Origin of the sequence: Paenibacillus humicola (assembly GCF_028826105.1) — a bacterium.
GTDB lineage: Bacteria > Bacillota > Bacilli > Paenibacillales > Paenibacillaceae > Paenibacillus_Z > Paenibacillus_Z humicola.
In genome coordinates this window covers 3549687-3575798 of the sequence record NZ_JAQGPL010000001.1, presented here as the reverse complement: position 1 = coordinate 3575798, position 26112 = coordinate 3549687, and the positions used below count along the sequence as shown (strand labels likewise).

The following is a 26112-nucleotide window of genomic DNA, read 5'->3' as shown; positions in this document are numbered from 1 at the left end:
GATGTGGAAGGAAATTTGGGAAACCTATGGAGGACGGATCGCCGGCGTTACAACGGGCGTCGTTTTGGGAATCCTGTATTTTATCGTCGGATTTTGGGACATGCTGTTTTTCGCGCTGCTGCTCGGCATCGGCTACTGGATCGGCAAAATGAAAGATGAGCAGAGCGGGCCGGTCATCCCTTGGCATAGGCTGACGGAGTGGCTGATGGAACGGTGGCGTCCGTTTAAATGACGCTGTGATCTCCTCCGTACTCCGGACGATGGCCGATTGCGGCCGTTCGAAGCAGGGAGGAGATCATATTTTTAAAATGATCAAAGAAAGTGTCGGGAGGCGCCATGAAACGAAGGCTAGCACGGGAAATTGCAGTCCAAAGCTTATATCAGATGGAAATGAACGAGGTATCATCCGGCGATGCGGTCGACATGCTGATGGACGAAGTATCGGAAGAGAACGAAATCGGGGCCGACGCCGGCGATGCGAAGGGCATTGACAAGTTTGTCCGAAATCTGGTCAACGGCGTAACCGAGCATAAAGCGGCGATCGACGACATGCTGCAGCAGTATTTGACCGGCTGGCAGGTTGACCGGCTTTCGCGGGTCGATCGTCAGGTGCTGCGTCTTGCCTGTTACGAAATGGTATTCCGCAGCGACGTTCCGCCGAAGGCGGCGATCAACGAGGCGATCGAGCTTGCCAAACATTTCGGCACGGACGATTCCGGTAAATTCGTCAACGGTGTCCTTGGCCGGCTCCTTCAAGAGCTGGACGAGCTGAAACCGAAGGCGTAGGGACTTAAGTGATCGTCAAGGGGACTTAAGGGGATAATATGTTGAAGGGGCGATACATAACGTGAGCGCACAGCTGATCGAAGGCAAAAAAATATCCGATGCGATTCGTATCGAAATCCGGGAGGAAGCGGCGAAGCTGACCGCGGCCGGCATCGTGCCGGGACTCGCAGTCGTGCTTGTCGGGGAGGACCCGGCATCGAAAGTTTATGTCGGCAGCAAGGAAAAAGCGTGCCAGCAGCTCGGCTTTTATTCCGAGGTGCACCGGCTGCACGCCGAGACGTCGCAGGAGGACCTGTTGGCGTTGATCGGCAAGCTGAACCGGCAGGACACGATTCACGGCATACTCGTTCAGCTGCCGCTGCCGAAGCATATCGACGAGAAAGCGGTGATTGACGCCATCAGCGTCGACAAGGACGTCGACGGCTTCCATCCGGTCAGCGTCGGCAACCTCGTCATCGGCGACGACAGCCTGCTGCCCTGCACGCCGGCGGGCGTCATCGAATTGCTGAAGCGCACCGGCGTCGAAATCTCCGGCAAGCACGCAGTCGTGATCGGGCGCAGCAACATCGTCGGCAAGCCGGTCTCGATGCTGCTGCTGCGCGAGCACGCTACCGTGACAATCTGCCATTCGCGTACGGCCGATATGGAAGCGATCGCGAGAACGGCCGATATTCTCGTTGTAGCGATCGGCAGGCCGAAAGCGATCGGCAAATCGTTCGTGAAGCCGGGCGCAGCCGTAATCGATGTCGGCATCAACCGGCTGCCAGACGGGAAGCTCGCCGGCGACGTCGATTTCGACGATGTGCTGGACACGGCCGGCTATATTACGCCCGTACCGGGCGGCGTCGGGCCGATGACGATCACGATGCTGATGCTGAACACGCTGAAAGCGGCGAAACGGCAGGCGCATTCGGGTTAAGGGGTGAGCGGGCCGTATGGCAAGCGAAGCGCGCATTTTTTCGATCAAAGAAATAAACCGGTACATCCGGATGAAGCTGGAGTCGGACGAGCTGCTCGGCGACATCTGGCTGCGCGGGGAAATTTCCAATTTCACGCATCATTCGAGCGGACATATGTATTTTACCTTGAAGGATAAAGACAGCCGGCTCAAATGCATTATGTTTGCTTCCCATAATCAGCGGCTGCCTTTTATGCCGAAGGAAGGCGCCAAAGTACTCGCCAGAGGCAACGTGTCGGTCTACGAGCGCGACGGCAATTACCAGTTTTATGTGACGCAGATGCAGCCGGACGGCATCGGCAGCCTTTACCTGGCGTTCGAGCAGCTGAAGCGGAAGCTGGAGGAAGAGGGCTTGTTCGATCCGATGCGGAAAAGGCCGATTCCCCGCTTCCCGAAAGCGATCGGCGTCATTACGTCGCCGACCGGCGCCGCCGTGCGCGATATCCTCATTACGCTGCAGCGCCGCCATCCTTCCGTGCCGGTGCTGCTTTTTCCCGTTTCCGTTCAGGGCAGAGGCGCGGCGCCTTCCATCGTCCGGGCGATCGAAACGATGAACCGTCTGGCCGAGGTCGACGTATTAATTGTGGGAAGGGGCGGCGGTTCGCTGGAAGAGCTTTGGGCTTTTAACGAGGAAGCCGTCGCCAGGACGATCGCCGCATCCGCCATTCCGGTCATTTCGGCGGTCGGCCACGAGACCGATTATACGATCGCCGATTTTGCGGCCGATCTTCGGGCGGCAACGCCTACGGCGGCTGCGGAGCTGGCGGTGCCCCACATGCTGGAGCTTCAGGGGCAAATCGGCCAGCTCCGTGCGCGAATGGCGAAATCGCTGCAGACCGCGGTGGACCGCCGCAAGGAACGGCTGCTTCGGGCAAGGCGGTCGCCGGTGTTCGTCAGCCCGCGAAAAATGCTGCTTCAGCATGCGCAGCGCCTGGACCGGCTGACCGAGCGGCTGGAGCATCGGACGGTGCGGCTGAGCGAACGGAACCGCGAACGGCTGCTGCGGCTGCAAGGCGCACTGCAGGCCGTTCATCCGGGTACGAAAACCGCCGCCGAAGCCAAACGGCTGCAAGCCGCGGCGAAACGGCTTGAATCGGCAATGCTGGCCGGGATGAAGGAGCGCAGGCTGAATCTGCTGTCCGGGATGCGGCAGCTTGACGCATTAAGCCCGCTGAAGGTCATGTCGCGGGGCTACAGCCTCGTTTACGACGAGCGGGAGAAGCGTCTCATCAAATCCATTGAGCAGGTACAGCCCGGCGACAGGGTGAAGGTGAAGCTGTCCGACGGGCAGCTGGATTGTCAGGTTTGGGGCATGAAAGGGGAGGCGTAACGCAATGGGAGCGGAAGAACGGCAGGAAATCGGTTTTGAAGAGGCGATGGAACGGCTCGAGGCGATCGTCGGCAAGCTCGAAGGCGGCGACGTGCCGCTTGAAACGGCAATCGAGCTGTTTCAGGAGGGGATGAAACTTTCCCAGCTGTGCGGCGCCAAGCTCGAGCAGGTGGAACGCAAAATCGAGATGCTGATCGAATCCGAAAACGGCGTGGTTAAAAAACCGTTTGCCCCGGCAAACGACGACAGAGGAGAATAATCGTTTGAACGCTTCAACATCGGATTATATCGCGAGCTCGGCTGCAGAAGTCGAGCAGGCCTTAAAGCGCGTGCTGCCGGCCGATTGGCGCATTCCGTCCCGGCTGCGCGACGCGATGACCTATTCGCTCGACGCCGGGGGCAAGCGTCTGCGGCCGGTTCTCGTTCTGACCGCGGCGGAAGCGGTAAACGGCGACGGCCAATTGCGCCAAGCGGCGATGCCTGTGGCGTGCGCGGTCGAGCTCATTCACACGTATTCGCTCATTCACGACGATTTGCCGGCGATGGACAATGACGACTACCGCCGCGGCAAGCCGACGAATCATAAGGTATTCGGCGATGCGATGGCGATTTTGGCCGGCGACGCGCTGCTGACCCATGCTTTTTACGCGGTCGGCGAAGCCGCTGAGCGCGGCGTGCCGGCTCAGACGCTGCTTTCGATCACAACCGATTTATCGAAGCTCGCAGGAGCCTCCGGCATGGTCGGCGGCCAGGCGGCCGATGTGCTCGGCGAACAGGGCGTCACGTCGCTTGCGGAGCTGGAATATATTCATCTGCGCAAGACGTCCGATTTGATCGTCTTTGCCGTAACCGCCGGCGCCCGAATCGGCGGCGCTTCCGCGGCGCAGCTTCGGCAGCTGGAGCAGTTCGCGCAGAAAATCGGCCTTGCGTTTCAGGTGCAGGACGATATTCTCGATGTGACGGGCGATGAGGCGAAGCTCGGCAAGCCGAAAAATAGCGACATCGACGGGCATAAAGTAACCTATCCTTACTTGCTCGGGCTGGACAAAAGCAGGGAGCTCGTAAACCGTCTGACGGACGAGGCAAAGTCGGCGCTCATGCAGGCGGACCTCGCCATGCCGGAGCGTTTGCTCTCCATCGCGGACTTTTTGATGAGCCGGGATCATTGAGACGTCAGCCGGCAAAGGCGCGAATTCCCTTTGTTTGTTTAGGCATCCGCTTCAAGGTATGCTATAATTTAACGACAAGGCATGACGCCATTGGACAGCGGATGCCGCTGACCCGGAAAGCGAGGAAAATGACGTGCTGCTTGAGCATATTAACGGGCCCGAGGATTTAAAAGCGCTGAACGTCGCCCAATTGGAGCAGTTGGCGGCCGAAATCCGGACGTTTCTCATCGAGAAGCTGTCGGTAACCGGCGGCCATTTGGCGCCAAATCTGGGTGTCGTGGAGCTGACGCTCGCGCTTCATTATTTATACGACAGCCCGAACGATAAATTGATCTTCGACGTCGGACACCAGTCCTACGTGCACAAAATTTTGACCGGACGGATGGACCGGTTCGATACGCTGCGCCAGTTCAAGGGGCTGTGCGGCTTCGTCAAACGGTCGGAAAGTCCCCACGATGTATGGGAAGCCGGCCACAGCAGCACTTCGCTGTCCGCCGCGATGGGCATGGCGCTGGCACGCGACCTGCAGGGCGGCCGCAACAAGGTGATCGCGGTGATCGGCGACGGCGCGCTCACGGGCGGCATGGCGCTCGAGGCGCTGAACCATATCGGCCACGAGAAGAAAAACTTGACGGTCATTTTGAACGATAACGAGATGTCGATTGCGCCGAACGTCGGTGCTCTTCACCATTATCTCGGCAAAATCAGGACCGACCGCCATTACCAGAAGGCCAAAGACGAGCTGAACCAGCTGCTGAACAAAATTCCGGCGATTGGCGGCAAGCTGGCCAAGACGGCGAGCATGCTCAAGGACAGCGTCAAATATTTGCTCGTCAGCGGCATTTTGTTCGAGCAGTTCGGGTTTACCTATTTCGGTCCGGTCGACGGGCATGATTTAAACCAGCTGCTGGACGTCATGGGGCAGGCCGACAAAGCGCACGGGCCAGTGTTAATCCATGTGGTGACCACCAAAGGAAAAGGCTACTCGCCCGCGGAAGCGGATGCGCATAAATGGCACGGCATTACGCCGTACAAAATCGAATCCGGCCAGGTGCTGAAAGCGGTCGGGCCGCCGATGTATACGGAGGTGTTCGGCGATGCGCTCATCGAGCTGGCGTCGCGGGACGACCGGATCGTCGCAGTTACGCCAGCGATGCCCGGCGGTTCGGGACTGATTAAATTTGCCGAACGGTTTCCGGGACGGATGATCGACGTCGGCATCGCCGAACAGCACGCCGCGACGATGTGCGCATCGCTTGCGATGTCGGGCATGAAGCCGGTATTTGCGGTTTATTCGACGTTTTTGCAGCGGGCGTATGACCAGGTTGTGCATGATATTTGCCGCCATAACGCGAATGTCTTTTTCGCCATCGACCGGGCGGGCTTCGTCGGTCCTGACGGGGAGACCCATCAAGGCGTTTACGATATCGCCTATCTCCGGCATATTCCGAACATGGTGCTGATGATGCCGAAGGACGAGAACGAGCTTCGCCGTATGATGCGGACCGGGATCGAATATGACGGCGGGCCGATTGCCGTCCGTTATCCGCGCATTAACGGGCTTGGCGTTTCGCTCGATCCCGAAATGACCCCGATTCCGATCGGCACATGGGAAACGGTGCGCGAGGGGGATTCGGCCGTCATTTTGGCGATCGGACCGATGCTCCAGGTGGCCGAAGAAGCGGCGGAGCAGCTGAAGCGCGAAGGTCTTAACGTACGGATCGTGAATGCGCGCTTTATTAAGCCGCTCGACGAGTCGATGCTGATGCAGATCGCGGACGAGCGGGTAAACGTCGTCGTCCTTGAAGAAGGCTCGGAGCTTGGAGGACTTGGCAGCGCGGTCATGGAATTTTATTCGCTTCACGGAAAATTCGGCGTCCCCGTGCGGATCGTCGGCGTTCCCGACGTGTTTGTCGAGCACGGGTCGATCAAGGAACAGCGCCAGGAAACGGGACTGACGGCGGATCGCGTCGTCTCGGAATTGAAAGCGATGATGCCGCGCATTCGCAAGCGCGCGGGCGGACCGGCCTGAAGCGAGCGGGAGCGAAGATGACGACGGCGAAGGAACGAATCGATATATTGCTTGTGGAACAAGGGTACTATGAAAGCAGGGAAAAGGCGAAAGCCGCGTTGATGGCGGGACTCGTCATCGTGGATGGGGAACGGATCGACAAAGGCGGAACGAAGGTGCCGAGAACGGCTTCCATTGCCGTGAAAGGCGCCGTTCACCCTTACGTCAGCCGCGGAGGCCTCAAGCTCGAGAAGGCGATACGAACGTTCGAATTATCGATGGATGGGGCAGTTATGCTCGACATCGGGGCCTCGACGGGCGGCTTTACGGATTGCGCGCTCCGGCACGGCGCCGAATGCGTATATGCAATCGACGTCGGCTACAACCAGCTGGTTTGGTCGCTGCGGCAGGACGAACGCGTCATCGTGATGGAACGGACCAATTTTCGTTATACGAAGCCGGAGGATTTAAAAGGGCCGCGCCCGAATATGGCGACCATTGACGTCTCGTTTATTTCGCTGAAGCTGATTCTGCCGGTGCTGTCGACGCTGCTGCCCGAGGACGCGCCCGTGGTGGCGCTGATTAAACCGCAGTTCGAGGCGGGCCGGGACAAAGTGGGAAAATCGGGCGTCGTGCGCGAACCGTCGGTACACCGGGACGTCCTGCGTACCGTGCTCGGTTTTGCGGCGGATCAGGGCTATGAGCTGAAGCATTTGACGTTTTCGCCGATTACGGGCGGGGAAGGAAATATCGAATTTCTCGCGCATTGGCAATGGCAGCCGGGCGGCGCAAAAGCTTCACCGGGAGAGGAGCTCATTGCGTCGGTCGTGCAGGGAGCGGGATCGGCTTTTTCGTAGCCTATGCTTGGATACAGAGAAGCTTTCTTTTTCGGACTGCCGAGGAGGAAAGCTTTTTTTTGTCGATTTTACCGTTTGTTCCCCTTTCCATTCGGCGAATAATTTGTTAAACTGAAAAAACCAAACAAGCGTTCGTGTTTGGGTGGAAGAGGAAAATCAACCCTTCATCGCGAAACTCATTTATAGCTGTTGCTTTCGCGAGGAGGTGCGGATATGGGAAACTACGGCGATTGGCTCGTTATGATCGTTGCGGCAGGGCTTATTCTATACTGGGTATACCGCGGTTTTTATCGCTGGCTGCACGAGCCTCCGGGCATGCGCTCGAAACTCCTGCTGAGCGAGGCGGAGAAAGTGCGGGAGGACGACGAGAACGTCCGGTTTCTGGAGCAGGCAGGCTTTGAGGTGACGCACGGAAAATATCGTGTGCCGATTACGATCGACTTGGACGGCGAGGAGCTGCAAAGCAGACTTTTTATTGATTTGATTGCGGAGAAAGATGGCAAACATTATATAGTTAAGACCGCGCGGGACCGAATGCCGATCGATTGGACAGGCAGCGGCGTCCGGGATCGGCTGCTTGTGTACGCGCTGCTGCTGCCCGAATGCGAAGGGGTGCTGTTCGTCGATCAGAAGGAGAGAACGATCCGCACGATCGTTTTCCGGTTCGGCTGATTTCCGAAATGGCACAATATAGAGGACGAGACGAATGCTGAACCTTTAAAGGAGGGTCTTATGAAGAGCGTCAGACAGATGAAGATCAGGGAACTGATTACAAGCCAAACGATCGAGACGCAGGAGGAGCTTGTCGAAGCGTTGCGTGCCGACGGCATGCAGGTGACGCAGGCGACGGTTTCGAGGGATATTAAGGAAATGCAGCTGATCAAAGTGCCTTCCGGCGATGGGGAAGGAAGGTACAAATACTCCATGCCGCAGGAACAGCGGGGCAATCCCGTGCACAAATTAAAGCGCGCGCTTGCCGACCATTTTCTGCATATCGATTATACGGATCATCTAGTCGTGATGAAATGTCTGCCGGGTACGGCGAATGCGATCGGCGCTTTGATCGACAATATGGAATGGCAGGAAGTGATGGGCACCATTTGCGGCGACGATACGATTCTCATCATTTGCCGGACCAAGAAGCAAAGCGCGGATACCGTCGCAAGGCTGCTGGAATTCATGAGCTGATCTCGGCACGGCGCCGATGATGGGCCAATAACGAACTTACCGTTTGATTAATGAAGGAGGAGAATTCGCATGCTTCGTGAGCTGTCTATCCGCAATCTGGCTGTTATTGAATCGGTAACCGTCCGTTTTCATCATGGTTTCCATGTTTTGACCGGTGAGACCGGTGCGGGCAAGTCGATCCTGATCGATGCGCTCAGTCTGGTCGTCGGAGGCAGAGGCGCGTCGGAGATGGTCCGGTACGGATGCGACAAGGCCGAAATCGAAGCGATGTTCGATCTTCCTTCGGGTCATCCGGTTTGGGGAACGCTGAACGCATTCGGATTAAACGCTTCATCGGACGAATGCCTGATCGTTCGCCGCGAGCTTTCGGTGCACGGCAAAAGCGTAAGCCGCGTTAACGGACACATCGTCACGCTGTCGATGCTGCGCGAGATCGGTGAATGTCTCGTCAACATACACGGCCAGCACGAGCATCAGTCGCTTCTGTGCACGGAGAAGCATCTGGACTGGCTCGATTCATATGCGGGCGACCAAGTGGCGAAACTAGTGGAGAAATACCGCGCTACGTACCGGCGGTATGAGGCGGTTCGTCAGGATTTGAAGGGGCTTGAGGATTCAAGCAGGCAAAATATGCAGATGCTTGACCTGTACCGCTTCCAAATCGAAGAAATCGCTTCGGCACAATTAACGGCAGGCGAGGACGAGCAGCTTCTCGAGGAGAAACAGCGGCTCATGCATGCCGTCAAAAGACGCGATTCCGCATCGGAGGCGTACGCGCATCTATACGGCAGCAAAGGGCTGGATGCGATCAGCCGCTCGATTGTGCGCATCGAGGATATCCGCGATTACGATCCGGCCGTGCTTAGCCCGCTGCTGGAGCAGCTGCAGTCGGCGTTTTACCAGCTTGAGGACGCCGCGTTTCAGCTGAGGGGCTATCGCGACGGCGTGGAATCCGACCCGGAGCGTCTCGCGCTGATCGACGACCGGCTGGATCTGCTGAACAGCCTGAAACGGAAATACGGAGAGACGATCCCCGATATTTTAACCTATTTGCAGCGAATTCAATCGGAAGCCGATAAAATCGAAAATCGCGACGAGCATATCGGCAAGCTCCGTCAGGAGCTGCAGGATGCCTTTCAGGAGGCGGCCCGCCTTGGGAAGACGTTATCGGCGCACCGCCGCGAGGCGGCCAAGCGGCTGGCCGGCGCCATCGAAGCGGAGCTTCGCGAGCTGCAGATGGAACGGACCGTCTTTAAGGTCGAGCTGACGCAGCATGAGGACGGCGACGGCTTCCGCTTGATGCCAAGCGGCATCGATGAAGCGGCCTTTCTGATCGCGCCGAATCCGGGCGAACCGCTGAAGCCGCTCAGCAAGATCGCATCGGGAGGCGAAATGTCCCGCGTTATGCTGGCGCTTAAAGCGATTTTTGCCGCCATTGACCGCGTGCCGGTGCTCGTATTCGACGAAGTCGATACCGGCGTGAGCGGCCGCGCGGCACAGGCGATCGCCGAGAAGCTGTCGAGACTATCCGGGCAGTGCCAGGTGTTTTCCATTACACACTTGCCGCAGGTTGCCTGCATGGCGGATTACCATTATGAAATTAAAAAATCGGTCGTTGCCGGCAGGACGATGACGAGCGTGACCGAGCTCGAAGCCGTTCTGCGCATCGAAGAGCTCGCCCGGATGCTCGGCGGAGTGGAAGTAACGGAAAAAACGCGGCACCATGCGCAGGAAATGCTCGACTTGGCGCACAGGCAAAAGGGGGCGTAATGAGAGGCATTCAGGGAATGTTTTTGGCGACATAAAACATTAGGGGCAGGGATACCTTAAAGGTACGCAAATGGCGAACACCTTTCTCGTCAAGCGATGAAGCAACAGGGAGCGTGAAGTCATTGAATGCCAACCAGCGGAAACGGTGGCTCGGTCTTGTTCTTGTCATCATCGTTTGTATGCTCGGTATGTCCTCCCCTTTTCAGCATTACGCCGCCTTTCCCAATGAGCTGCGGATATTCTCGGGACAGTTAAAACAGCTGCATTACGGCATGCCTGTACACGCGCAGGTTACGGTCGATCCTCCGACCTTGCAGGTGAACGGTTCTTCGACCCGTTTGCATTCCGTCGATTTGAACAAGCCCTTATCCATTGAAGCAAACCAAAGCGGACCCGCAACGATTAAACTGAAGCTGTTCGGGAAAATTCCGTTTAAAACCGTCAAGGTGAATGTCGTGCCCGATCTTAAGGTCATCCCGGGCGGGCAAACGATCGGAGTTAAAGTCCGGTCCGCGGGCATTATGGTTGTTGGCCATCATCAGGTAGTCGGCAGCAAAGGCGTCAAGGTATCTCCAGGCGAAGAGGCGGATCTTCAGCTCGGCGATTTGATCACCCATATTAATGGCAAGAACGTCAATGAAGTTCATAAAATGGCCGAAATGGCCGAAGAAGCCGGCAAATCGAAGCGGCAGCTCGAGCTTACCGTCAAACGGGGTACCAAGCTGTTCCAAACGAAGCTTTCCCCGGTGTACGACATTGAAGACCGCGCATGGAGACTCGGACTATACATTCGCGATTCCGCAGCAGGTGTCGGAACGCTGACGTTTTATGCGCCGGATCAGGGCGTATACGGTGCTCTGGGCCATGTCATCACGGATATGGATACACAGACACCGATTGAAGTGGGCGAAGGCCAAATTTTGCAGTCCAACGTCACCTCGATCAATAAAAGCCAGAGCGGCGAACCCGGCGAGAAGCGAGCGCATTTTATTAAAGAAAGCAAAGTGCTTGGAAATATTGAACGAAATACGTCCTTCGGCATCTTCGGAAAAATGAAAGAACTTCCATCTCACAGCTACAACGAGCAGCCGATTCCGGTCGCTTTTGCGGAGGAAGTGCAGGAAGGCCCGGCTCAGCTGCTGACCGTCGTGAACGGACAAAAGGTGGAACGGTTTAACGTTGAAATCGTCCACGTCACGCACCAATCATCACCGGCCACAAAAGGAATGGTAATTAAAATTACCGACCCTCGATTGCTGGAACAAACCGGCGGCATCGTTCAGGGCATGTCGGGAAGTCCGATCATTCAAAACGGAAGACTTATCGGTGCCGTGACCCACGTATTCGTTAACGATCCGACGTCCGGATACGGATGCTTTATCGAGTGGATGCTTCAGGATGCCGGCGTGCTCTTGAAGCAGCCGGAGGCAAAACCAAATCTTAAGGCGGCATAATCGCCCCTTAGGATTTTTGGTTTTACAGCTTGTAGTGTCGAATTTGTTCGAATGGTGGTATTCCATGTAATAAATTATTTATTATAAAGCACGTAACAATAAAAATAAAGAAAAATATTATTCGACAGAAGGAATTTAATTCACGATGTCGAACCCATTTAAACAGACAGAAATGAAGAACATCATGAGGGCCAATATTATATTAACGACGTTTACAGTCTAAGGAGGATAAGGATCTTGCAAAGAATTGAGGTTTTGTTGGCTGACGACAACAGGGAATTCACGAATTTGCTGTCGGAGTATATTTCTGAACAAAACGATATGGTCATAGCCGGTGTAGCTTATAACGGCGAAGAAGTGCTCCGCCTGCTCGAAGAATCGCGCAAAGCACCGGATGTACTCATACTCGATATTATTATGCCTCATCTTGACGGTCTCGGCGTACTCGAGCGTCTCCGCGAGATGAATTTGTCCCCGATGCCGAAAATTATTATGCTGACTGCATTCGGTCAAGAAAACATTACGCAAAAGGCGGTTCAGCTCGGTGCATCCTACTACATATTAAAGCCGTTTGACATGGAAATTTTGGCTAATCGTATTCGTCAGCTGGTTGGTAATGCGACGGTCGTTTCCTCCTCGTCTTCGTCCTTCTCGACCGCTTCGTCTCTGACCATGAAGTCGAATGTCGTGCCGATCGCCAAAGGAAAAAACCTCGATGCGAATATTACGAGCATCATCCATGAAATCGGGGTTCCGGCTCATATTAAAGGGTATCAGTACCTTCGCGAAGCGATCACGATGGTATACAACAACATCGAAATTTTAGGCGCCATTACGAAGACGCTATATCCGGCAATCGCGGAAAAATTCAAGACGACGCCCTCCCGTGTCGAACGCGCCATCCGGCATGCCATCGAAGTCGCTTGGACGCGCGGCAATATTGACAGCATCAGTCATTTGTTCGGGTACACGATCAACATCAGCAAGTCGAAACCGACGAACAGCGAATTTATCGCGATGGTTGCGGACAAGCTGCGGATCGAGCATAAAGTCAGCTGAAAGGAAGAAATTGATGAATAACCGGCACTCCTTGGACGGGCTTGTTCCGTTGCGGGAGTGCTTTTTTATTGTACGGGCTTCCATTGTTGAGGGAACAATTTTGTCCCTTCGCCAAAAGAAGGCGTATAGCCGGTACTCCTAGGGAAAACGGACTTTAATTTGGCTTCAGCGTATCGTTTTGGCCGGCCGATTCGTTTACAATGTGAAGACGAAATACAAAGGAGGTGCCGCGGTTGCAGCAAAAACATGGCGTCGACGGCGGTTTTTATCGTCCCCGCTCCGAAACGGGGGAGTGGAACGAGATCCGGGAGCTGCAGCAGTCCCTGTTCCGGTACTGTCTATCCCTGACCGAATCGGCCTGGGATGCGGAGGACTTGGCGCAGGAAGCGATTCTCCGCGCACTGCCCGTCATCTGCGGCGAACGTTCGCATCAAAACCCGCTCGCTTATCTGATGCGAATTGCCAAAAACAGCCGGATTGACCGTAAGCGCCGGGCGCGTTTCGAAACGATTGATCAGCAGCTTTGCGAGGAAGCCTGCTTGCGGGAGAATCCGTTTCCGAATCCATCCGATGTGGAAGCGGCGCTGGAACGGATTGTCCGGAGGCTGACTCCTCTGCAAATGACCGTGTTCCTGCTGCGCGATGTATTCAAATATACGTCACCCGAAGTTTCCAGGTGGCTGGAAATATCGGAGGGGGCTGTAAAAGCATGCCTGCACCGCGCCAGAACGTCGATTGCCGCCCAGAAACGGGACTCGGACGAGGTCACGGGCGCTGATTCCGAAAGCGAAAAGCCCATATCCGCGGAATGGATTGCTTCTTACTTGGAGGCTTTCCGTCAAGCCGACGCACAGGCGCTGGTTCGGCTCGCGTACGAACGTACGAAGCCTGCCGTGTCTGCGATTGCCATCGGTCATATGACCACCGAAACCCGTTCTCGCGTTGATGGCCGTATTGACGGTTCCATGCGAATCGGCAGCGGTTCCGTCATCATGGGAGCTGCGGCTTAACTCACGAAGAAAAGAGGGATGACGCTGAACCTGGTGCCTTATGTCATCGAGCAGACGAGAACCGGTGAGCGCAGCTACGATATATACTCCCGTTTGCTGAAGGACCGGATCATTATGATCAACGGCGAAGTGGAGGACGGCATGGCCAATATCATCGTAGCCCAGCTGTTATTCCTGGCGGCGGACGATCCCGACAAAGATATCCAGCTCTACATTAACAGCCCGGGCGGCTCGGTAACGGCGGGCTTCGCCATTTACGATACGATGAATTACATTAAGCCGGATGTATCTACGATTTGCACCGGAATGGCCGCCAGCTTCGGAGCGGTTCTGCTTACGGGCGGCGCGAAAGGGAAGCGGTACGCGCTGCCGAACAGCGAAGTGATGATCCATCAGCCGCTCGGCGGGGCGAGAGGCCAGGCATCGGATATTCAAATCCACGCCCGGTGGATTTTGAAAACGAGAGAGAAAATAAACCGGATTTTATCCGAGCATACAGGCCAAAGCCTGGAACAAATCGACCAGGATACGGACCGCGACCATTTTATGAGCGCGGAGGAGGCTAAAGCTTACGGTCTGGTGGACCACATCATTGTCGCCTAGGTAAACCAAGAATTTGCTGTGGACGAACCGGATGCTAGCCTGCAGCAACTGCCGGGCTGCAGCTTGTGCGGACCAGATGCATCTTTGCTTATCCATAATTGAAAAAGGAAGGCCGTCACCGTTGCGGCCTTCCTTTTTTCGATCGTTAAGCATATAGGATCATTGAACTGCCAAACTTTGCTATAAACAGGCTGGTAACTCCCTAGGCTGGCAACTTCCTCTCAAAGAACGGCAAGAGGCGTCCACCTATGAAGCGCAGATTAAACGTTCTGCCGCGGCGGACGAGGCCGTTTTTGCTTGAACCTTGGGGCTACATAATTCCGTTTCCGGTCCCGGAAGAACGTCCAGCCCCCGATAAAACCGATTCCGAACGCAAACAGCACGAATCCCAGGAGCATTTTCCCCCAACCGAACGGCTCGCCGGAGGCGTTCTCACCCAGTGACGAGAAGTATTGAAAAACGGCATCCTTCATAAGCAAAAATCCATAAGTCGCTCCAAGGCCTGGAATGACGAGCAGCATAATGGCGATAAACCGAGCGATGATTTCTTTCATTCCCGCATGATCCTCCCGTATGCAAAACAGCTTCGTCCTTATCATACCGTTTTGCTCCACGGCTGTCTATTTGCGGGACGGTCCTCCAGGTTTCCCCGGACAGCGAAAAAAGGTACAATAGATCCGAAGAAGGATTATCCACACCGTAAACCCGGACGCCGGGGGACGGCGAAGCAAAATTTTATTCATGCCGGGAGGAACCAACCAAAGTGACCATTTCATGCGATATCGCCGTACTCGGCGGAGGCATTGGGGGATATACGGCTGCCATCAGGGCGGCGCAGGCAGGCAAAAACGTCGTGCTGATCGAAAAGGGCAAGCTCGGCGGAACGTGCCTGCATCAGGGCTGTATCCCGTCCAAGGCGCTGCTGCGAAGCGCCGAGGTGCACGCGACGCTGCGGAAAGCGGATACCTACGGCATCCGGATCGCCGAAGGAGCGGTTTCGATCGATTTCGGCGCCGTTCAGCAGCGCAAGGAACAAACCGTCGAGCGCCTGTACAAAGGGCTCCAGCTGCTCATGCGCAAGCACGGCATCACCGTCATCAGCGGCAGCGGCCGTGTAATCGGTCCGTCGATCTTCTCGCCGCGCAGCGGCAGCGTCGCGGTCGAGCTGGCGGACGGCGAAATGGAGACGGTCGTGCCGGCGAATCTGATTATCGCCACCGGTTCGCGGCCGCGCGTCCTGCCGGGACTCGAGCCCGACGGCATAAACATGATGACGAGCGACGACGCCCTGCGAATGGACCGGCTGCCCGAATCGATCCTCATCGTCGGCGGCGGCGTCATCGGGGTTGAATGGGCGTCGATGATGGTCGATTTCGGCGTTAACGTTACGCTGGTCGAGACGGCTTCGCGCCTTCTTCCGGGCGAGGATGCCGAAGCATCGGCTGAGCTGACGCGGCAGCTGCGCAAACGAGGCGTGCGCATTTTGACCGGCATTAGCTTGAAAACCGATACCTATGCCTATAAAGACGGACAAGTTTCGATTTCGGCGGATACGGCGGACGGCGGCGTGCTGCTGACGGCGGAGAAGCTGCTCGTGTCGGTCGGACGACAGGCGAACGTGGAGGGGATCGGGCTGGAAAATACGGATATCCGGATGGAAAACGGCTTCATTCGCGTCAACGCCCATTTTCAGACGACCGAGCCGCATATTTATGCTGTCGGCGACGTGAACGGCGGGCTGCAGCTGGCCCATGCGGCCGCGCACGAGGCGCTGGCGGCGGTCGATCATTTGCTTGGGCGGCAAACGCACAGCTTCGAGCCGGGCAGCGTCCCGCGTGCGATCTATTCCCGTCCGGAGGTCGCATCGGTCGGACTGACCGAAGAAGAAGCGCGCAGGCGGGGGCATGAGCTAAAGACGGGAAAAATCCCTTTTCAGGCGATCGGCAAGGCGCTCGTGCTCGGCGAAACCGACGGGTTCGCGAAAGTGCTGGCCGACGCGAAAACGGGCGATATTATCGGCGTGCATATCATTGGGCCGCACGCGACGGATTTGATTTCGGAGGCTTCGCTCGCGATGGTGCTCAGCGCCGTTCCGTGGGAAGTCGGGCAAGCGATTCATCCGCACCCGACGCTTTCCGAGGCGCTGTCCGAGGCGATGCTGGCAGCGGACGGCAGCTCGCTTGTCATGTAAACCGCGCTGCACGAGCCTTGCGGCTGTGCCGCGATCTGTCCGGGGGCGGATTTCCTTTTGCGAGAAAGTCGGGTATAATAAGTATCATCAACTCTTAGTACCAGGTTTTAATAGCAGCTTAAAGGAGGGCGACCGCCATGACCCAGTCCGAATCCGCTTTGCGCCAGGCAAAGCATCGCACGCTTGGCCTTTCCGACGAACAGGCCGTCGATATGTACCGCATGATGATAACGGCGCGCCGTTTTGACGAAAGGGTGCTTCTGCTGCAGCGCGCGGGCAAAATCAATTTTCACGTATCGGGCATCGGCCAGGAGGCTGCCCAGGTTGCCGCTGCTTACGCGCTTGACCGGGAGACCGATTATTTTCTTCCCTATTATCGCGATTACGGATTTGTCCTGACCGTTGGTATGACGCTGCGCGACCTCATGCTGTCCGTATTCGCAAAAGCCGAGGATCCGAGCAGCGGAGGCCGGCAAATGCCGGGCCATTTCGGACATAAGCGTCTGCGCATCGTAACCAGCTCGAGCCCGGTAACGACACAGGTGCCGCACGCCGTAGGCTTCGCGCTTGCCGCGAAAATGAAGCGCAAAAACTTCGTATCGTTCGTGACATTCGGCGAGGGGTCCAGCAACCAAGGCGATTTTCATGAGGGCTGCAACTTTGCGGGCGTCCATAAGCTGCCGGTCATTTTCATGTGCGAAAACAATCAATACGCGATTTCCACGCCGCTTCACCGCCAGGTGGCGGGCAGCGTGTACGAACGTGCGATCGGCTACGGCTTCCCCGGCTTCCGCGTCGACGGCAACGACCCGCTCGAGGTTTACCGGCTGGTAAAAGAAGCACGGCAGCGCGCCGTCGCAGGTGAAGGTCCGACGCTGATCGAAGCGGCAATGTACCGATTGTCGCCGCATTCGACCTCGGACAACGATCTTGCCTACCGGACGAAGGAAGAGGTTGACGAGAACCGGGCGAAGGACGGGCTTCCGAAATATAAACAATATTTGATGGACATCGGCATTTGGGACGAAGACCGGGATGCCGCGCTGCAGCAGGAAATCCGGGCGATGCTCGACGAAGCGACCGAATACGGCGATAAAGCGCCGTTCCCGGCCCCGGAGGATATCCTGAGGCACGTATATGCAGAAGGCGGCAACGCCGGAGGGGGGCGCTGACATGCCGGTGATGGACTATATCGATGCGATTCGGCTGGCCATGAAAGAGGAGATGGAACGCGACGAAGACGTGTTCGTGCTCGGCGAGGACGTCGGCGCCAAAGGCGGCGTGTTCACGACGACAAAAGGGCTGCTGGAGCAGTTCGGCGGCATGCGCGCGCTTGATACGCCCTTGTCCGAATCCGCGATTGCGGGCGTCGCGATCGGGGCGGCCATGTACGGCATGAAGCCGATCGCGGAAATGCAGTATTCCGACTTCATGTTTCCGGCCACGAACCAGATTATTAGCGAAGCGGCGAAGATCCGCTACCGTTCGAACAACGATTGGAGTTGTCCGCTTGTGGTCCGCGCGCCGATCGGCGGCGGTATTTTCGGCGGCTTATATCATTCGCAATGTCCCGAATCGGTCTTTTTCGGCACGCCGGGGCTTAAGATCGTCGCGCCCTATACGGCTTACGATGCGAAAGGCCTGTTGAAGGCGGCCGTGCGCGATCCCGATCCGGTCTTGTACTTCGAAAACAAAAAGTGCTACAAGCTTGTCTCCGGCGACGTTCCGGATACGGATTATACGGTACCGATCGGCAAATCGAACGTCCTGCGCGAAGGCGACGATATTACCGTCATCAGCTACAGCCTGCCGCTTCATTTTGCGATGGAGGCGGCCGGAGAGCTGGCGGAGGAGGGCATTTCCGCGCATATTCTCGATCTGCGCACGCTGCAGCCGCTCGACAAGGAAGGCGTGCTGGAGGCGGCTCGGCGCACCGGAAAGGTGCTGATCGTGCACGAGGACAACAAGTTCGGGGGCGTCGGCGCCGAAGTGGCGGCAATGATCGCGGAAGAGATGCTTTACGAGCTGGATGCGCCGATCATGCGGCTTTGCGGGCCCGACGTACCGGCCATGCCGATCAATCCGCCGGGCGAGAAATTTTTTATGCTGAACAAGGACAAATTGAAAGATGCGATGCGTAATCTTGCATTATATTAAAATCGTTCGGGAGTGGTAGCGATGAAAACGGTGACGGAGATCGTCGTGCCCCAGCTGGCGGAGTCGCTCGTTTCGGCGACAATCGACAAATGGCTGAAGCAGCCGGGCGATCCGGTCGACGTATATGAACCGATTTGCGAAATGATTACGGATAAAGTCAATGCGGAGCTGCCGTCCACCTTGAAGGGTACGCTCGTTAAAATATTGGTCGGCGAAGGCGAAACGGTGCCGGTCGGCACGCCCGTCTGTCTCATCGAGACCGAAGACGGTTCGGCCGGCGGCGAAGCGCCGGCATATGCGGCATCGGTGCCGTCTGCAGCCGGCGGCGCCGACGCGGAGAACCGGCCGACAGCACCCGCCGCAGCTCTGCAAACCACAGGCGAAGCGGGGGCGCGCGCCCGCTTCTCGCCCGCGGTGCTGCAGCTGGCGGCCGAGCACGGCATCAATCCGGCGCACCTGCACGGCACGGGTCTTGGGGGACGTGTCACGCGCAAGGACGTGCTGGCGTACATCGCATCCGGCGCCGCCGGGCAAACGGCACAGCCGGGGGCGCGGTCGACCGCCGCGAGCGTTTCGCAGCCGGTTCCGGGTGCCGAAGCGCACGTGCCGGTCCGTACGACGGGGCTGCATTTGACGCAGCCGACGCGTCAGCCGCAAATCGAGGTCGAGGGCCAGCAAATCCCCGGCCGCGGCGAATATTTTATCGACGTGACGCCGGTTCGCAGCACGATCGCCCGCAATATGCGGCAGAGCGCCACTGAAATTCCGCACGGCTGGATGATGATCGAGGTCGACGTGACGAACCTCGTGCTGCTGCGCAGCAAGCTGAGAGACGAGTTCATGAAACGCGAAGGCGTCAACCTGACGTATTTGGCTTTTTTCATCAAGGCGGTCGTTAATGCGATTCGCGATTTCCCGATCATCAACTCGGTCTGGGCGGTCGACAAAATCATCGTCAAGCGGGACATCAACATTTCGCTTGCGGTCGGCACGGAAGAAGCGGTCAAAACGCCGGTCATCCGCAACGCCGAGCATAAGACGATATCCGGCCTGGCGCGGGAAATCGACGATTTGGCGCGCAAGACGCGCGAAGGCAAGCTGACGCTCGCCGATATGGAGGGCGGCACGTTTACGGTCAACAATACCGGCTCGTTCGGCTCGATCCTGACGCAGCCGATCATCAATTACCCGCAGGCGGCGATCATCACATTCGAATCGATCGTCAAGCGCCCCATGGTTATCAACGACATGATCGCCGTTCGTTCGATGGCGAACGTCTGCCTGTCGCTCGACCACCGGATACTGGACGGGGTGATTTGCGGCCGTTTTCTGCAGCGGGTGAAGGATACGCTTGAGAGCTTCAATTTGGATACGAAACTATACTGAGGCGAGGCGCTGGCTATGGCGGAAACGACGAACGTCAAAACGCTCGATATCCGGTATACGCCTATGATCGGGTATGCGGAAGCGTGGGAATTGCAAAAACAGTATGTGAAACAAATCGACAAGGAGCAGCGTCCGGAAACGCTGCTCCTGCTTCAGCATCCGCCGACCTACACGGTCGGCTCGCAGCGGCATCCGGAGCATCTGCTCCTGTCGGAAGAGCAGCTGGCCGAGAAAGGCATCGGGCTGTTTCAAATCGACCGCGGAGGGGATATTACCTATCACGGTCCGGGACAGCTGGTCGGATACCCGCTTCTGTATCTGGATTCGGCCGGGCTCGATTTGCACGGTTATTTGCGCTCGCTGGAGCAGGCCATCATCGATTGGCTGGCCGGATACGGCCTGGCGGGCGGGCGGAAGCCCGAATACACGGGTGTTTGGCTCGGGGACGAGAAAATCGCCGCCATCGGCGTCAAATTCAATAAAGCACGAACCCGGCGCGGCTTTATCACGAGCCACGGCTTCGCGTTAAATATTAAGACCGGTATCGCGCAGGACGGCTTTCAGGGCATTATCCCGTGCGGCATCCAGGAGTACGCGGTGACGTCGTTCGAGGATGCGGCGGGCATTCCGATGACGGTCGAACGCGCGGCGCGGGAGCTCGTCCCCTTTTTCTGCCGGCAGTTCGGGTTCGGCGAGCCGGAGGGGGCGCCACTCTTACTCGAATATCCAGCCGATGCTGAATAAGAGGGTGGACAGCACCATGGATACGATCAGCAGCCAGACGAACATCTTCACAAATCGATTCGTACGCAGGGCCAATACGCTCCTTTCGGGTATAATTGCAGCTTCGTGCATATTCCTATTGTAAACGATAGCGGAGGACGGAGGAAAGCCGATGATTGATCAGCAGCGTCTGGTGGAGCAGTTTATGAGCCTGGTTCGCATCGACAGCGAGACCGGGAACGAACGGCAAATTTGCGATGTGCTCAAGGCGGAATTCAGCGGGCTCGGACTTGCGGTGGAGGAAGACGGCACGGAGGCGCTCACCGGTCACGGCGCCGGTAATTTGATCGTCAAACTTGCGGCGACGGCAGGCTCGGAGTCGGCGGACACGATCTTTTTTACATCCCATATGGACACGGTCAAACCCGGCAAAGGCATTCAGCCGCGGCTGGACGACGACGGCTACATCCGCAGCGACGGCACGACGATTCTCGGAAGCGACGACAAGGCCGGGCTCGCGGCGATGCTGGAGGCGATCCGGGTGCTGAAGGAGCGGAACGTTCCCCACGGCCCCGTGCAGTTCATTCTGACGGTCGGCGAGGAATCGGGGCTGGTCGGGGCGAGAGCGATGGATCGGGCGAAGCTGGAAGCGAAATACGGGTATGCGCTCGACTCCAACGGCAAAATCGGCGAAATCGCCGTCGCGGCGCCGTCGCAGGCGAAAATCAGCATTAAAATTTTCGGCAAATCCGCTCACGCCGGCGTCAATCCCGAGGACGGCATCAGCGCCATCCAGGTTGCTTCCAAAGCGGTGTCCCGCATGACGCTCGGCCGTATCGACCACGAAACGACGGCCAACATCGGCCGGTTCGAGGGCGGCGGGGCGACGAACATCGTCTGCGATTTCGTCAAGCTGGACGCCGAAGCGAGAAGCATCGTGCGGGAAAAGCTCGACCGGCAGGTCGAAGCCATGCGCGCCGCCGCTTTAAGCGCGGCGGAGGAATTCGGGGCGAAGGCGGAGTTCGAAAGCGTGATCGTGTACCCGGGCTACTCGTACGACGACGGGGATCCCGTGGTGGAGCTGGCGAAGTCGGCGATCCATGCCATCGGATGCACGCCGAGCACGTTCCATTCCGGAGGCGGCAGCGACGCCAATATTTTTAACGGACTCGGCGTGCCGACGGTCAATCTGGCAATCGGCTACGAGCATATTCATACGACGAAGGAACAGATCAAGGCGTCCGACCTGGCCAAAACGGCGGAGCTTGTCCTCGAGTTAATCGCCCAAGCGGCGCGCCGCGGCTGAAGCCGGTACGATCGTGTGAGCGAGATACGAAAAGGGGCTGCCGCCTGTTAGATTGCAGGTCCAGCCTCTTTCACTCGAAACTAAATTGATACTTGGCCGATGCTTTCGCAGAACCACCTTCATCTATCTGACGTTTGGTTCGAATGAATATCGCCTCAGCCTCGAACAGGCTAAATCGGTTAAGGGGCATCATTTTGAGGCTTCATTTATTTTTAGAGAAGAACCTATAGATGATCTTAAAAAACCTTCCAATTCGATATTGGAGGGTTATTTGGCGTTCAACTTTGCGATGAATCCCTGCACCAGGGGTCAAATACCGCGGTCAATCAATCGCCTCAAAACCATGAAAAATTAGTGAACTTCATGTGAGGTAAATTGACAATGTCAAATCGAATCATTAATGTAAAAATGAGCGGTCTCAAATTCCTGCGATCGCACTCAAAATGAATACCAAAAAAAGGAGTCAAGATGTTGATGAACAACCAAAGCAAAGCAGGTGTGATGCATCGGAAAAATAATAAAGAAAATACGTTCTTATTTCTAACCGACATTAATTCCATCTTGGTAAGCGGCGATGACACAAACGGGGAATTTTGTGTGGTGCATTGTGCCGTTAAGGAAAATGACGGTCCTCCGCTACATATCCATAGAGACGAGGACGAAGCTTTTTACATGTTGGATGGAGAAATGGAGATGACGATCGGCTCGGAGAAGTTGTCGGTGAAAAGCGGCGATTATGTTTTCGCTCCTCGCGGTATTCCGCATACCTTTAAGGTAAAGTCTCCGAAAGCCCGTTTCCTGGTTACGGCTTACCCGGCGGGATTTGATACTTTTGTGCGGGAATTGGGCGTTCCTTACGTGGAAGGGATGGAAGCGAACATCGAGCCGCCTACGCCCGAAGTGATCGAAAAGCTGATTGAGGTCTCAAAAAAATACTACATTACTTATCCCGGTCTTTAATTTCCCCCCCGGTCCCGAATCGTTCTATTCGACTTCAAAATATATAAACATCGAAAGAAGGCAATCGTATATGACATCATCTTTCTCCCATTCATCCCTTCAAGATTTCAACGACGCGTTTGTGCCAGACACGTATAAGGTTTCGGTTGACGGAGTGGAACAATGCTTTCATATCGCCGGCAGCGGGCCGGTTTGTCTGGTCCATCCTGGCGGCCCCGGTTTTCATTGGAATTATATGCGTATGTCGCTGCTTGAACAATCCATGACGGTTGTCTATATCGAGCCCGTAGGCACGGGGAATTCGGGCATGCTGCCGGACGGAGATTACGCTATGACGAGGTACGCCTATTACGCGCATAAAGTTGCAGAGCACATCGGAGCTCGAAAGCCCTACTTCATGGGACATTCGCATGGAGGCTTCGTCGGACTTCAATATGCGCTCGATTACCCGGATGAGCTCGGAGGGCTGATCGTCTACAGCGGCGCTCCATGTATGGGACCGGATCTTGGGATGGAGCAGGTTCGGCAAATCGAGCTTTATGCCCAGCGCTGGCCCGATCGCCAGGAAGCTCAGGATGCGAAGCAGGCGTGGATGGACTTAATAACTGGCGCAGCGCAGGACCGGGAATCGACCTTACTCGTTTTGCGCCGGTTGTTACCCGCCTTCTTCGGTAATTATTGGAGCCTTCCGGAAGAAGTGGAGGAGTGGAAAGCCGGTCTGGATTTTACCGTCGATCCGAATCGGAAGCCGCATATGTGGGATATCAGGGACGTTTTGACTGCGATCCAGACTCCGGCGCTCATTCTGGCCGGCGAGCATGATTTCAACTGCGGCCCGCGCTGGGCGGCGGAAATGGAGGAGAACATTCCGGGCTCGCAGCTTTATATCTTTGAAAAAGGCGGACATATGAGCCATGTCGAAAGCCCGCAGCTATTTACGAAAGTGGTGACTGATTTCGCGGCGCGGGTTAACAGCAGCAAATAACGGCTCCTTATTCGTATCCGAGGCGAGAAAAGGACGCTGCTATAGCGGGCATTCGCCGTCCCTGAAAGCCATGAAGATGGTTTGGTTTATAGGGACGGTTTTTTAACGTTCGCGAGGGCTGAGCTGCCCGAGGTAATCGCCGAGCGTGCCCGAGGACTTGAAGCTCTTGCGGCAGTTTTGCTTCGCAATCGTTTTCAGCCGGTGGCGGATTTCCCAGGCTTTGCCGACAAGCGTCATCTGGTTGGCTGCGATATATTGCTTCATTTTCCACGCATCTCCTTTTCATGCATCCATTCAAAAACCGGACGGCCGGCGTTCCGGTTTGCTATAATGATTCGTATGCGGCGGGCGGACAAGTTATGACGAGGTCCCCCTTCCATGAGAATCCGGACACGAAGGAGAGGAACGGACATGCTCGAAAAAACCGGCGACTATCAGGAAAAGACGATCGGCACGCAGCCGATTTATGAGGGGAAAATCATTTCGCTGCAGGTTGATACGGTGCGGCTGCCGGGCGGGAGAACCGCGACCCGGGAAATCGTGCGCCATCCCGGCGCGGCAGCCGTCCTGGCGCTGATCGAGGACAAAATGCTGGTGGTGGAGCAGTACCGCAAGCCGATGGAGAAATTCCAGATCGAGATTCCTGCTGGCAAGCTGGATCCCGGAGAGGATCCGATGGAAGCGGCGGCCCGCGAGCTGGAGGAGGAGACCGGCTATCGTGCGGGCCGTCTGCGTCCGATAAGCGCTTTTTATACGTCGCCCGGGTTTGCCGACGAGAAGCTGTATCTGTATGCCGCGGAGGAGCTGGTCAAGGGGGAAAGCAGGCCGGACGAGGACGAATTTTTGGCGGTGGAGGCGATCACCTTCGAGCAGGCGCAGCAGTATATCCGCGAGGAACGGATCAGTGACGCGAAAACGATGCTCGCGGTTTATGCCTGGCACCTTTACCGCCTGACGGGACAATTTTAGTCATGGAGGACTGGAAGTCGCTGCGCCGCATTTTCGCCGACCTGCACCTCCATATCGGCCGGACGGAAAAGGGCGAGCCGGTTAAAATTAGCGCCAGCCGCGATTTGACGTTTCGCGAAATCGCCCGCGAAGCGGCGGAGCGCAAGGGCATCGGTCTGCTCGGCGTGATCGACTGCCATTCGCCGGCCGTGCAGGAGGATATCGCGGACCTCCTGGAAACCGGCGAAATGACGGAAGTACCGGGCGGCGGCATCCGTTACCGGAATACGACGCTGCTGCTCGGGGCGGAAATCGAAACGCGCGACGAAGGGTTCGGTCCGGCGCATCATCTCATTTATTTGCCGACGTTTGACGCCATGCGCGCGTTCACGGATTGGATGAGCCGGCATATGCGGAATGTGCGGCTCAGCTCGCAGCGCATTTACGTCTCCTCGCGCCGGCTGCAGGAGGAAGCGAAGGAACGCGGTGGCCTATTCATCCCCGCGCATATTTTCACCCCGCATAAAAGCTTGTTCGGCAGCTGCTCGGACCGGCTGGGCGATACGCTCGATCCGGCGCTGATCGACGCCGTGGAGCTGGGCCTCAGCTCCGACAGCCTGATGGCGGGACTCGTTCCGGACCTCGACGAGCTGCCGTTCGTCACGAATTCCGACGCGCATTCGCTGGCCAAAATCGGGCGGGAATACAACGAGCTGCTGCTTGGCGAACCGTCCTTCGCGGAGCTGAAGCTGGCGCTGACCGGCAGGGAAGGACGGCGAATAGCCGCCAACTATGGACTCAATCCCGCGCTGGGCAAGTACCACCGGACATACTGTCTCGGCTGCGGATCGCTGGCCGGGGAGGAAGCGGCGATGGAACGGTGCCCGATGTGCGGCAGTCCGAAGATCGTCCGCGGGGTCATGGACCGAATTGATGAGCTCGGCCGTGCGGCCGGCCGCTCTGAGCCGGCGGTTGCGCCTGACCGGCCTCCGTACCGCTATCAGGTGCCGCTTGAATTTATTCCGGGCGTCGGCAAACGGACGCTGGAGAAGCTGCTTGCCCGTTTCGGCACGGAAATGGCCGTGCTGCACGATGCGCCGGAGGATGAAATCGCCGCTGCTGCCGGAGCTGCGGCGGCGAGAACGATTGCGGAGGCAAGAAGCGGCAGGGTCCGGCTGGCTGCGGGCGGGGGCGGCACTTACGGCAGGATAAGCCGGTAAAGCGGAGGAACGCCGCCCGGCATAAGCGGCAGCGGGCATAG

27 protein-coding genes are annotated in these 26112 nt (G+C 57.0%); 25 read left to right on the top strand and 2 right to left on the bottom strand.

Annotated elements, in window-relative coordinates; all coding sequences use genetic code 11:
- The first annotated feature begins 1 nt into the window (after position 1).
- The 15 genes from PD282_RS16525 (at position 2) to clpP (ending at position 14195) form a co-directional block, all read left to right on the top strand.
- Positions 2–232: a DUF2273 domain-containing protein gene (locus tag PD282_RS16525; RefSeq protein ID WP_274651749.1), complete on the top strand. Its 231-nt coding sequence runs from the start codon at positions 2–4 to the stop codon at positions 230–232.
- A gap of 104 nt (positions 233–336) precedes the next feature.
- Complete coding sequence (gene nusB / locus PD282_RS16520; RefSeq protein WP_274651748.1) at positions 337–786, top strand: transcription antitermination factor NusB; 450 nt, start codon at positions 337–339, stop codon at positions 784–786.
- 61 nt (positions 787–847) lie between these two features.
- Positions 848–1705, top strand: a complete 858-nt coding sequence (folD, locus tag PD282_RS16515; RefSeq protein WP_274651747.1) for a bifunctional methylenetetrahydrofolate dehydrogenase/methenyltetrahydrofolate cyclohydrolase FolD — start codon at positions 848–850, stop codon at positions 1703–1705.
- Between the two features lie 16 nt (positions 1706–1721).
- Positions 1722–3074, top strand: coding sequence for an exodeoxyribonuclease VII large subunit (gene xseA, locus PD282_RS16510; RefSeq protein ID WP_274651746.1), 1353 nt, complete (start codon positions 1722–1724; stop codon positions 3072–3074).
- 4 nt (positions 3075–3078) lie between these two features.
- Complete coding sequence (gene xseB, locus PD282_RS16505) at positions 3079–3333, top strand: exodeoxyribonuclease VII small subunit (protein WP_274651745.1); 255 nt, start codon at positions 3079–3081, stop codon at positions 3331–3333.
- Positions 3334–3337: 4 nt separating this feature from the next.
- Positions 3338–4243 (top strand): polyprenyl synthetase family protein, encoded by a 906-nt coding sequence (locus tag PD282_RS16500; RefSeq protein WP_274651744.1) that lies wholly within the window; start codon positions 3338–3340, stop codon positions 4241–4243.
- Between the two features lie 133 nt (positions 4244–4376).
- Positions 4377–6275, top strand: coding sequence for a 1-deoxy-D-xylulose-5-phosphate synthase (gene dxs / locus PD282_RS16495; protein ID WP_274651743.1), 1899 nt, complete (start codon positions 4377–4379; stop codon positions 6273–6275).
- A gap of 17 nt (positions 6276–6292) precedes the next feature.
- Positions 6293–7111 carry a TlyA family RNA methyltransferase gene (locus PD282_RS16490; protein ID WP_274651742.1) on the top strand — a complete coding sequence of 273 codons (819 nt, stop codon included), beginning with the start codon at positions 6293–6295 and terminating at the stop codon, positions 7109–7111.
- Positions 7112–7324: 213 nt separating this feature from the next.
- Complete coding sequence (locus PD282_RS16485; RefSeq protein WP_274651741.1) at positions 7325–7783, top strand: hypothetical protein; 459 nt, start codon at positions 7325–7327, stop codon at positions 7781–7783.
- 60 nt (positions 7784–7843) lie between these two features.
- Positions 7844–8299, top strand: a complete 456-nt coding sequence (ahrC, locus tag PD282_RS16480; RefSeq protein ID WP_274651740.1) for a transcriptional regulator AhrC/ArgR — start codon at positions 7844–7846, stop codon at positions 8297–8299.
- A gap of 69 nt (positions 8300–8368) precedes the next feature.
- Positions 8369–10069, top strand: coding sequence for a DNA repair protein RecN (gene recN / locus PD282_RS16475; protein WP_274651739.1), 1701 nt, complete (start codon positions 8369–8371; stop codon positions 10067–10069).
- A 122-nt stretch (positions 10070–10191) separates the two neighbouring features.
- On the top strand, positions 10192–11523 hold the full coding sequence (gene spoIVB / locus PD282_RS16470; protein WP_274651738.1) for a SpoIVB peptidase: 1332 nt from the start codon (positions 10192–10194) through the stop codon (positions 11521–11523).
- 237 nt (positions 11524–11760) lie between these two features.
- Positions 11761–12582 (top strand): sporulation transcription factor Spo0A, encoded by an 822-nt coding sequence (gene spo0A, locus PD282_RS16465; RefSeq protein ID WP_274651737.1) that lies wholly within the window; start codon positions 11761–11763, stop codon positions 12580–12582.
- A 233-nt stretch (positions 12583–12815) separates the two neighbouring features.
- A complete protein-coding gene (locus PD282_RS16460) occupies positions 12816–13592 on the top strand; it encodes an RNA polymerase sigma factor (RefSeq protein WP_274651736.1) in 777 nt (258 codons plus the stop codon).
- Positions 13593–13616: 24 nt separating this feature from the next.
- A complete protein-coding gene (gene clpP, locus PD282_RS16455) occupies positions 13617–14195 on the top strand; it encodes an ATP-dependent Clp endopeptidase proteolytic subunit ClpP (protein ID WP_274655278.1) in 579 nt (192 codons plus the stop codon).
- Positions 14196–14455: 260 nt separating this feature from the next.
- Here the strand turns inward: clpP and PD282_RS16450 are convergent, their stop codons facing one another.
- Complete coding sequence (locus PD282_RS16450; protein ID WP_274651735.1) at positions 14456–14749, bottom strand: DUF2627 domain-containing protein; 294 nt, start codon at positions 14747–14749, stop codon at positions 14456–14458.
- Between the two features lie 209 nt (positions 14750–14958).
- Between PD282_RS16450 and lpdA the strand changes: the two genes are divergently transcribed.
- The 8 genes from lpdA to PD282_RS16410 all read left to right on the top strand — a co-directional run bounded on the left by lpdA (position 14959) and on the right by PD282_RS16410 (position 23903).
- Positions 14959–16386, top strand: a complete 1428-nt coding sequence (gene lpdA, locus PD282_RS16445) for a dihydrolipoyl dehydrogenase (protein WP_274651734.1) — start codon at positions 14959–14961, stop codon at positions 16384–16386.
- Between the two features lie 137 nt (positions 16387–16523).
- Complete coding sequence (locus PD282_RS16440) at positions 16524–17558, top strand: thiamine pyrophosphate-dependent dehydrogenase E1 component subunit alpha (protein ID WP_274651733.1); 1035 nt, start codon at positions 16524–16526, stop codon at positions 17556–17558.
- 1 nt (position 17559) lies between these two features.
- Positions 17560–18543 carry an alpha-ketoacid dehydrogenase subunit beta gene (locus PD282_RS16435; protein ID WP_274651732.1) on the top strand — a complete coding sequence of 328 codons (984 nt, stop codon included), beginning with the start codon at positions 17560–17562 and terminating at the stop codon, positions 18541–18543.
- A 21-nt stretch (positions 18544–18564) separates the two neighbouring features.
- Positions 18565–19929 (top strand): dihydrolipoamide acetyltransferase family protein, encoded by a 1365-nt coding sequence (locus tag PD282_RS16430; RefSeq protein WP_274651731.1) that lies wholly within the window; start codon positions 18565–18567, stop codon positions 19927–19929.
- Positions 19930–19944: 15 nt separating this feature from the next.
- Complete coding sequence (lipB, locus tag PD282_RS16425; RefSeq protein WP_274651730.1) at positions 19945–20673, top strand: lipoyl(octanoyl) transferase LipB; 729 nt, start codon at positions 19945–19947, stop codon at positions 20671–20673.
- A gap of 151 nt (positions 20674–20824) precedes the next feature.
- A complete protein-coding gene (locus tag PD282_RS16420; protein ID WP_274651729.1) occupies positions 20825–21958 on the top strand; it encodes a M20/M25/M40 family metallo-hydrolase in 1134 nt (377 codons plus the stop codon).
- A gap of 474 nt (positions 21959–22432) precedes the next feature.
- Positions 22433–22918, top strand: a complete 486-nt coding sequence (locus PD282_RS16415; RefSeq protein WP_274651728.1) for a quercetin 2,3-dioxygenase — start codon at positions 22433–22435, stop codon at positions 22916–22918.
- Positions 22919–23072: 154 nt separating this feature from the next.
- Positions 23073–23903, top strand: coding sequence for an alpha/beta fold hydrolase (locus tag PD282_RS16410; protein ID WP_274651727.1), 831 nt, complete (start codon positions 23073–23075; stop codon positions 23901–23903).
- A gap of 102 nt (positions 23904–24005) precedes the next feature.
- Here the strand turns inward: PD282_RS16410 and mciZ are convergent, their stop codons facing one another.
- Positions 24006–24167, bottom strand: coding sequence for a Z-ring formation inhibitor MciZ (gene mciZ, locus PD282_RS16405; RefSeq protein ID WP_274651726.1), 162 nt, complete (start codon positions 24165–24167; stop codon positions 24006–24008).
- Between the two features lie 147 nt (positions 24168–24314).
- Between mciZ and PD282_RS16400 the strand changes: the two genes are divergently transcribed.
- Positions 24315–24872 (top strand): NUDIX domain-containing protein, encoded by a 558-nt coding sequence (locus PD282_RS16400; protein ID WP_274651725.1) that lies wholly within the window; start codon positions 24315–24317, stop codon positions 24870–24872.
- Between the two features lie 2 nt (positions 24873–24874).
- Positions 24875–26071: an endonuclease Q family protein gene (locus PD282_RS16395; protein ID WP_274651724.1), complete on the top strand. Its 1197-nt coding sequence runs from the start codon at positions 24875–24877 to the stop codon at positions 26069–26071.
- The last annotated feature ends 41 nt before the right edge of the window (positions 26072–26112 follow it).